Source organism: Mycobacteriales bacterium (assembly GCA_030697205.1).
Lineage (GTDB): Bacteria > Actinomycetota > Actinomycetes > Mycobacteriales > SCTD01 > JAUYQP01.
In genome coordinates this window covers 1-5,578 of sequence record JAUYQP010000012.1, presented here as the reverse complement: position 1 = coordinate 5,578, position 5,578 = coordinate 1, and the positions used below count along the sequence as shown (strand labels likewise).

Genomic DNA, 5,578 nt, shown 5'->3' with positions numbered 1-5,578 from the left:
ACGGCGCCACCGTCCAGGGCTGGAGAACCGCTCTCAACGCCCTCGCCCTGACCTACCCCCGACCGCTTCGCCGACCACATCCGGTAACCCACATTTCCATGATCACCAAGGCGACTTACACAGAATTCTTGACAAGCTCGCTGCGCCCGGGCAACGCCAACGCCAACAACGCCGCCGATCACATCACCGTGCTCGGTGACGCCCTCGCGCAGATCCCCGAGCAACTGCGGGACCGGGTCGTGGTCCGTGGCGACAGCGGCGCCGGCACCCATGACTTCGTAGACCACGTCAGCAGTCTCGGCCTCGGCTACTCCGTCGGGATCGGCGGGTGGGCAACGATCCTCGACGCGCTCGACAACGTCCCGCGGCAGGCATGGAAGGCCGCGCTGGACCCTGACGGGTTCGGGCGCGACGGAGCGCAGGTCGCCGAGCTCACCCGCTACGTCCCCACCGCCACCGGCACGCAGCGTTGGCCCAGTGACATGCGGGTCATCGCCCGCCGCGAACGCCCGCACCCTGGCGCGCAACTACGGATCACCGACCGCGACGGCTGGCGGATCACGGTCTTCGCGACCAACCAGCGCGGCCGGCTCGCTGACCTGGAAGTGCAGCACCGGCTGCGGGCCCGCGCCGAAGACCGGATCCGCAACCTCAAAGACACCGGGCTGCGCAACCTGCCGCTGCACGACCTCGCGCAGAACCAGATCTGGCTCGAACTCGTCGCGCTCGCCAGTGACCTGCTCGCCTGGACCCAACGCCTCGCGCTGGCCCACACCACAGCCGTGACCTGGGAACCCAAACGGCTGCGGTTCCGGCTGCTCAACGTGGCTGGCCGGGTCGTGCGGACAGCACGACGCGACTGGCTGCGACTACCCCGCGGCTGGCCCTGGAACAACATCCTGATCGCCGGTCACGAGCGGCTCCACGCACTCAACAGCTGACACCCGCCACACCCTCACCGACCAGCACCACCGGAGACCGCGACAGACGCGGCGAACACCCACGCCCAGACACCTGTCATCGCGACGCCGCGGTCAATGCCCCCGACCAACCAAGATCACGAAAGATCGAGGCTAGTGCGACTTGTCCGCGCGATGTGCCAGGGCTGCCGCGCCCAGGCAACGGCCGCACCCGTACGGGCTCGCTCATCGGGCTTGGCGAGCTGTCGGGGGCCAGGGCGAACAACCTCGACATCGGGGTCGGTCGGTCACCCCAGGATCCGCACTGCCCTTGAGATGCCGGACCCACTGTCTGCGTGCCGGCCCGACGGCGTTAGCGTCAGGATATGGCTCATACGATGAAGGTTCGACGTGTGCTCGCCCGCGGCGTGCTCCGGGCCGCGAGGTGGAGGCTCGTCGGCGATGTGCCGCGCAGCGGGATCCTCGTCGGCGCACCACACACGTCCCAGTGGGACTGGCTCGCCACGCTCCTCATGTCTTGGGCCAACAGTGCGCGTCCCCAGGCGCTGATCAGCCACACCTACTTCAAGGGCGCCATGGGATGGGTCCTGCGCAAGACTGGCGGTATCCCGCTCGATCGGGACAACCCGGGGGGCGCGATCCGGGCCCTGCTCGCAGAAGCCGAGAGCGGCGAGCACTTCCTCCTTGCGATCGCCCCCGAAGGCACCCGCAGCAAGGGCGAGTACTGGAAGCCTGGCTTCTATCGGATTGCCCAGCAGACCGGCCTTCCGATCAGTCTCGGATTTGTGGACGGCCCGACGCGGACCCTCGGGATCGGGCCGAGCTTCCACCCGTCCGGAGACGTCAAGAAGGACATGGACATGGTCCGCGCGTTCTACGCGGACAAGCACGGCATTCGTCCAGAGCACCGCACCGAACCGCGTCTGCGCGAAGAGACCGACTGATTGCACCGGTGGAGATGTCACCGCGGCAGTCCGGCCCAGTCGCTGCGGTTGCGCGAATCGGCTCCATCCACCATCGTCGAGCGGCTTGCCCGGTCACGGGCTGGCGCTCATGCAGCACGTGAGCCGTCGGTCAGCTCCCGGTCTGCCTGCCCGCCAGCCCAAGGCTTCTGGGCTGCGGCTTCGCTGCCTTGTCGGCGTGCTTGTGGAGGCTGATGTCGTCCGCGAGCGGCATCGGGGCGAAGCCGGGGGCGAGCGGGGTCACGGTGCGGCTGCCGCGGACGCTCTGGGCCGAGAAGCCGGGCGTCATGCTTGCGGCGGGGTCGGTGCGGTCGCTGACGTACCACCAGTCACACTGCACCCGAGCGGCCGTGACCTCGACGACGGACACCCCGTGAGAGTCAAGCTCGACGAGCGGGATGCGCGGCGCGTTGATCGTCTTGAGGATCCCCTCGAAGCCCTGCGACGTCGCGTTGCGCGGGGCTTGGCCGAGGAGTTCGTTCACGTTGTCCGACGTCACGGACGTGCAGACGAACTCCACTCCTGCCGCAGCACCAGAAGGAGACCGCAGGTTGGCGGCCCAGGTGGTGTGGATGTCGCCGGTCAGCGCGACGAGGTCGTAGCCACTCGTCGCCGCCTGTCCGAGCACGGCGGCCTGGTCGAAGGGGTAGCCGTCCCAGGCGTCCTGGTTCCGCTCGACCGGTCCGACAAGCAGGTTGCCCAACAGCCCTGTCGGGGGGTAGTTGACCGTCATGAGTTGGACAGAGTTGCCGAGCAGCTTCCACTGCGTCGGCGTCGCCAGCTCGCCCTGTAGCCACTGCTTCTGCCTCGCGCCGAGCAGCGTACGGGCCGGGTCGCCGAGCTGTGCCGCGGTCGTGGCGGGCGCGTCGCGGTAGGAGCGCAGGTCGAGCATGACCAGATCGGCGAGTGTGCCGAACCGGAAGCTCCGGTACAGCTCGACGCCACCTGCCCCAACGGGCGTGACGCGGATCGGCATCCACTCCAGGTACGCCTGAAAGGCCACGGAGCGGCGCTCAGAGAAGCTGCCCTCCGTTGCGGGCTGGTGGTTCTGGGCTCCATCGCGCCAGGTGTCGTTGGTGATCTCGTGGTCGTCGATCGTCGTGATCCATGTGTGCGCAGCGTGCGCAGCCCGTAGGTCGGAGTCGGCCTTGTAGAGCGCGTGCCTCCGCCGGTAGTCCTCGAGTTCGACGATCTCGGTCGGCGGGTCGAGCGGCCGCGTCGCACCGAACTGGCCGTCGCCGTACTCGTAGATGTAGTCGCCGACGTGCAGGATGAAGTCCAGATCGTTGCGGGCAGCGAGGAAGCGGTACGGCGCGAAGAACCCCGCGGCGTAGTTGGAGCAGCTCGCCAGACCGAAGCGGAGTCGCTCGGGCGTGCTTCCCGCGGCGGGCGCGGTGCGGCCTCGGCCGACCGGGGAGATCTGGCCTTTGGCCACGAAGCCGTACCAGTAGGTCGTAGCCGGCTCGAGGCCGCCGACATCGACCTTGACTGTGTGGTCGCTCGCAGCGGACGTGTTGACGCTGCCGGAGGCGACGGCCTTCTTGAGCCTGGGATCTGTAGCCACGACCCACCGGACGGGGGTCGCGTCGCCGACCCCACTGCCCGGTGAGGCCGAGGGAACCGGCGTCACGCGAGTCCAGATGATCAGCCGGCCTGGCAGCGGATCGCCGGAGGCGACGCCGTACTGGAAGACACCGTCGGGGTCCAGCCCGAGCGTCGATGCGAACGCGGTGCCCTGTAGCGCGGATCCGCCCGCGACGCCGGCGGAAGCGACAGCAGCGAGCTTGAGGAACGAGCGGCGGTCGAGGGTCATGGGGCTCATCCAAGGCGGCTGCAGGGACGCCTGTCTGCGGATCGGAAAAGATCGTGGATCAAGCCGGTGGAGACGCGGACAAAGTCCGTCGCAGTTCCAACGACCAGGCGTAGGCGCAGCCGCCACGCCGCCTCGCGGCAGATGAGGACGTCAGGCAAGCCTCCGACGCTGCGTGACCAGCCGCGCGTCGACTACCCGCGAAGTCAGCAACGGCGCCGGGGCATGTGTACAAGTCAGGCGAACGCCAGTCGCTTCTTGAGGCTGTTGCCGAAAGAGAAGTCTTTCCGCTCCCGCTGGAGACGACCGACCACGATGCCAGGGGCCACCCCGATCTCCTGAGCGAAGGCGACCATCGAAGAGAGGCTCCGCAACTGGTTCAGCCGGCTCACATACTCGTCGGGAATCAATAGCGTCCTCGCGAAGGTGTCCGCTTGTTCCTCCTTCGCGTCGACTTCGGACCCCGCCGAGAGTCCTTCGATGAAGATCTCGCTGCGGTCATGCAGAAGGACGTGCCCCAGTTCGTGGAAGAGGCTGAACCACAGGTGGTCGTCGCTCTTGTATCTAAGCGAAAGTTGCACGATGTACCTCGTCCGGAACCAGCGGGCAGCACCCGAGCACCTGGCGCCAGCGGGCTCTGGCAGGAAGACCAGCGCCACGCCGACCCGTGCGCAGCGCGCGATCAATTCCTGGCCGTAGCGTTCCGGATCCTGCAGGCTTAGGCTGCGCAAATCCGGGAGCTGCGCACGAAGCGCTGCGGCGTCGAACGGCGCGCAATCGATCTTCTCCGCGTAGACCTCGCCCAGACGCAGCCAACTCGCTACCGCAGGGGCCTGCACCTCGTGCGCCGAGGATTGCCGGAAGGCTGCGGCGGGCTTACTCCAGGTCTTCTCCCACGCCTCGGGCGTTGCGACCCGAAAGAACATCAGCACCTGCTCGACTTGACCAACCCGGTCGTGCCCCGTGGCGGTGATCGCACCGTTCTTGCGAAGCCACTCGAGCGGGAACTGCTTTACCCACTCGGTGGCCTCGCCAAGGCTCGCGGATCGCTTCAAGCGCTGACTCTCAGCCTGCCACTGCGCCTCGAGACGATTCCACGTCGCGGCGGGGACATCCGTCACGACCTCAAGGCGCAACGCTGTCTCCTGCGTAAGTGGAGCATGTCCTCGGATGATCTGATTGAGCGCCTTCGCGGACAGTCCGACACGCGATGCGAGCTCGACCTGAGTCATGTTCACCTCCTCGAGCCACTCCTCGAGGGTCGCGCCAGGAGGTACCGCCCAGTCGGGCCGGAACTTGCTCATCGCCGGGTCCTCCTTCAGTGGTAGTCGCAGACCTCAACGACGGTCACCGCACGAACACGGGTCCAGTCGATGCCGTCGTCGGGCAGTCGAGGGATCGGGGCCGTCGGTCGGACGATGAGGCGATAGGGGTGGTCGAGGTCGGCGGCGAAGTGCTCGGCCCGATCCGCCGTCAGCACGTGCCACCTGCCAGGGAGTGGCCACAAGTCGGCGACGACGTCAAGGCTGCGTAGCGCGTTGAGCCGGGCCTGCAGCTTGTTGGCCGTCTTGGGCCCGTAGGCCCGGACCATCTGCTTCTGAGACTCACAGCACTTCTGCAACTTTGCGTCGTCGAACTCGAGGTCCATCCTCCATGTCTTTACCTCTGACGTAAAGTACCTGACCAGGTGAAGTGTTGCACATCCACACGCACTTAGGGGCGGCACGCCGGGCTGAGCGCGTAGCTGAGGCTGACCCGCTTTGACGGACATCCACCATCAGGGGCGTTGCCCCGGAGAGGATGTCCAGCATGGCGAACAAGGGGAGAAAGGCACCCCGGCCAAGGCGTGCGTTCACGTCGGAGTTCAAGGCTGAGATCGTTGAGCT

5 protein-coding genes are annotated in these 5,578 nt (G+C 67.2%); 2 read left to right on the top strand and 3 right to left on the bottom strand.

Features of this window, described 5'->3' with window-relative positions:
• The first annotated feature begins 98 nt into the window (after positions 1-98).
• Both Q8R60_03320 and Q8R60_03315 read left to right on the top strand, forming a co-directional pair.
• Entirely contained in the window at positions 99-941 is an 843-nt protein-coding gene (locus Q8R60_03320; GenBank protein ID MDP3711501.1) for an IS1380 family transposase, read from the top strand.
• 371 nt (positions 942-1,312) lie between these two features.
• Positions 1,313-1,864: a 1-acyl-sn-glycerol-3-phosphate acyltransferase gene (locus Q8R60_03315; GenBank protein MDP3711500.1), complete on the top strand. Its 552-nt coding sequence runs from the start codon at positions 1,313-1,315 to the stop codon at positions 1,862-1,864.
• A gap of 130 nt (positions 1,865-1,994) precedes the next feature.
• Here the strand turns inward: Q8R60_03315 and Q8R60_03310 are convergent, their stop codons facing one another.
• From Q8R60_03310 to Q8R60_03300, 3 genes are all read right to left on the bottom strand, one after another.
• The gene (locus tag Q8R60_03310) at positions 1,995-3,695 is read right to left on the bottom strand and encodes an alkaline phosphatase D family protein (GenBank protein MDP3711499.1); all 1,701 of its coding nucleotides are present in this window, start codon (positions 3,693-3,695) and stop codon (positions 1,995-1,997) included.
• A gap of 233 nt (positions 3,696-3,928) precedes the next feature.
• Positions 3,929-4,996, bottom strand: a complete 1,068-nt coding sequence (locus Q8R60_03305) for a HigA family addiction module antitoxin (protein MDP3711498.1) — start codon at positions 4,994-4,996, stop codon at positions 3,929-3,931.
• Between the two features lie 14 nt (positions 4,997-5,010).
• Positions 5,011-5,340, bottom strand: coding sequence for a hypothetical protein (locus Q8R60_03300; GenBank protein MDP3711497.1), 330 nt, complete (start codon positions 5,338-5,340; stop codon positions 5,011-5,013).
• Positions 5,341-5,578 lie beyond the last annotated feature (238 nt).

Excerpts from the sequence above, each read along its gene's own strand:
- Q8R60_03310 (MDP3711499.1), bottom strand. The coding sequence starts at position 3,695 with ATGACCCTCGACCGCCGCTCGTTCCTCAAGCTCGCTGCTGTCGCTTCC.
- Q8R60_03320 (MDP3711501.1), top strand. The coding sequence starts at position 99 with ATGATCACCAAGGCGACTTACACAGAATTCTTGACAAGCTCGCTGCGC.
- Q8R60_03300 (MDP3711497.1), bottom strand. The coding sequence starts at position 5,340 with ATGGACCTCGAGTTCGACGACGCAAAGTTGCAGAAGTGCTGTGAGTCT.
- Q8R60_03305 (MDP3711498.1), bottom strand. The coding sequence starts at position 4,996 with ATGAGCAAGTTCCGGCCCGACTGGGCGGTACCTCCTGGCGCGACCCTC.